Raw genomic sequence first — 2,360 nt, forward strand, 5'->3', positions numbered from 1 at the left:
CGAGCGTCCCAGCTCGCACTCCAACAAAAAAATGCTTTTTACAAAAATGAGATTCTCTCATTCAGTATTCAAAACATGAGTAATGTTATATCATGTTTAATAATCAATGCTGACAAGCACCGCACTAATTCCAAGCTATCCCCAATTCGGATAGCTTTCAGGAAGCTGCTTTGGCACGAGATACTATTTCTACCAAGCTAATTCCTCCATACCATGAGCTACTGCATTAATCCCAACTGCCGCCATCCAGAAAATCTTGACACTATCAATTTTTGCCAAACTTGCGGATCTGAGTTGCTAATCAACGCACGCTATCGGGTAATTGCTGTTTTGGGACAAGGAGGATTTGGTAAAACTTTTGCAGTCAGAGACAGAGACGGTACTCAGAAAGTGTTGAAAGTTCTGATGAACAACGATACTCTAGGTGTGGAACTTTTTCAGAGAGAAGCTCACGTTTTGCAGCGGCTGAAGCATCCGGGACTCCCGACAGTTGAATCTGAAGGCTATTTTACTTTCAGAGTTAAGGGTACTGATAAATCTTTGCACTGTCTGGTGATGGAGAAAATTGAAGGTAAAAATTTGCAGCAGTGGTTGGAAGCTCATAATTACCAACCTATTTCTTCGGAACTAGCTATTGACTGGTTGACACAACTGACGGAAATATTGAATCTCGTTCACAATCAAAATTATTTTCACCGAGATATTAAGCCGCAAAATGTCATGTGCCGGTCGAACGGAAAATTAGTATTAATTGATTTTGGGGCGGTGCGGGAAGTTACAGAAACTATTCAGAGAGCAACTGGAGAAGTAACTCGCATTTCTTCGATGGGTTACACTCCCGAAGAACAAAAAAAGGGCAAGGCTGAGCCACGTTCTGATTTTTTTGCTTTGGGCCGGAATTTTGTGTATTTGCTGACGGCTCAAGAACCGAGAAATTTGCAGGAAGATCCGCGATCGGGTAAATTGATTTGGCGGAATGTGGCGACTCAAACATCGAAGCCGCTAGCAGATTTGATTGATGATTTGATGGCTTATTTTCCGAAAGACAGGCCAAAAGATACTCAAGTTCTTTTGCAGCGACTTGGTAAACTGAGCGATCGCCCGCCATCGCCATCTCCCGATCGCAGAACTCGTAGATTTGCTTTGGGATGGAAGCCGGCTTTAATGGGACTCGGAGTTGCTGGGGCGATCGCCATTTCCGCCTTCGCAATCCAACATTTCTCTAAAACTCAAGTTGAAAATTTATTAAGTTATCAAAGTTCGACCCATCAGTTTAAAATCAAATACCCTGAAAAGTGGGAAAAACAAGAGTTACAAAATCCAGTAATTAACGATGTGGTTGTATTCATAGCCCCCAAAAAGAACACCGCTGATGCTTATCAAGAACAAATTACTGTCAGCATAGAAGATTTGCCAAAACCGATGTCTCTCGATGAATACAATCAATCGTCTCTCAAGCAAATTAAAACAAATTTTACTGATGTTAAAATTTTAGAAGAAAATCCTAAAACGATTGCTAATCATCGAGGTTATACAGTTGTTTTTGATGATAAAGACGGACAAACCAATACCAAAAAAATGCAAACTTGGACGTTGATGAATAATAAAGCTTACGTGATTACTTACACTGCGGAGAAATCAGAGTATTCGGACTATTTGAAAACGGCTGAAAATATGATGAATTCCTTTGAGATTAACTAATTCAGTTGTTTGTAGTAAGGACTTTAGTCCTGATTCTAGGATCGCGAGTCTAATACCAATTTTCAACGAAATAACAATATTCTTGTTCCCCCCTTTAACAAGGGGGGGCTAGGGGGGGTCTTCGAGTATTGTACAACTTCAGATAAATGGTATAACAATCGCGACCGGAGACGATCGCACTGTTAAAAAAAATACTTTTTGCACTCCTTCATATCAAATCCACTCTTCATCAGAATGATTCATCTCTCTATCCTCTCCCTCTGTGTCCTCTGCGGCCTCTGCGGTTTAATCATTCCGGTAAAACCAGAATTAATATGAAATACTGATTCTTTTACGCTGAACATTTCTCAACATAGCTGTGCAATGCTGGAGATGTAACGATCGCAATTCCGTCATGGCTGACAGAACAGGTCGAATCCGACAAAGCACGTAACAGGATATTACGTGCGCCGTTCAAATCTCGTCCAATTACCGTTTGGCAATTCGGACATTTGAACACTTTAGAGCCGCCAAGCTTTCGATGAATATGACCACAATTTCCACAAGTCTTAGACGTATAGGCTTCTGACACATCAACAACAATCGAACCATTTTTGTCAGCTTGATGTTTGATGATTTGCTTGAAGCGATAATGCGCCCATGTCAACATTTGACGTGCC

Annotated in this window: 2 protein-coding genes; one reads left to right on the plus strand and one right to left on the minus strand. The window is 41.0% G+C overall.

Annotated features, from left to right (window positions below; all coding sequences use genetic code 11):
* Positions 1–213: 213 nt before the first annotated feature.
* Positions 214–1,701, plus strand: coding sequence for a serine/threonine-protein kinase (locus JGK36_RS26030; protein WP_293179797.1), 1,488 nt, complete (start codon positions 214–216; stop codon positions 1,699–1,701).
* A gap of 331 nt (positions 1,702–2,032) precedes the next feature.
* On the opposite strand, the gene JGK36_RS26035 is transcribed toward JGK36_RS26030, so the two are convergent.
* Positions 2,033–2,360: transposase (locus JGK36_RS26035; RefSeq protein WP_293197227.1), on the minus strand; the 328-nt coding region annotated here is incomplete at its 5' end.

It is taken from the genome of Microcoleus sp. PH2017_35_SFW_U_B, assembly GCF_020737865.1.
GTDB lineage: Bacteria > Cyanobacteriota > Cyanobacteriia > Cyanobacteriales > Microcoleaceae > Microcoleus.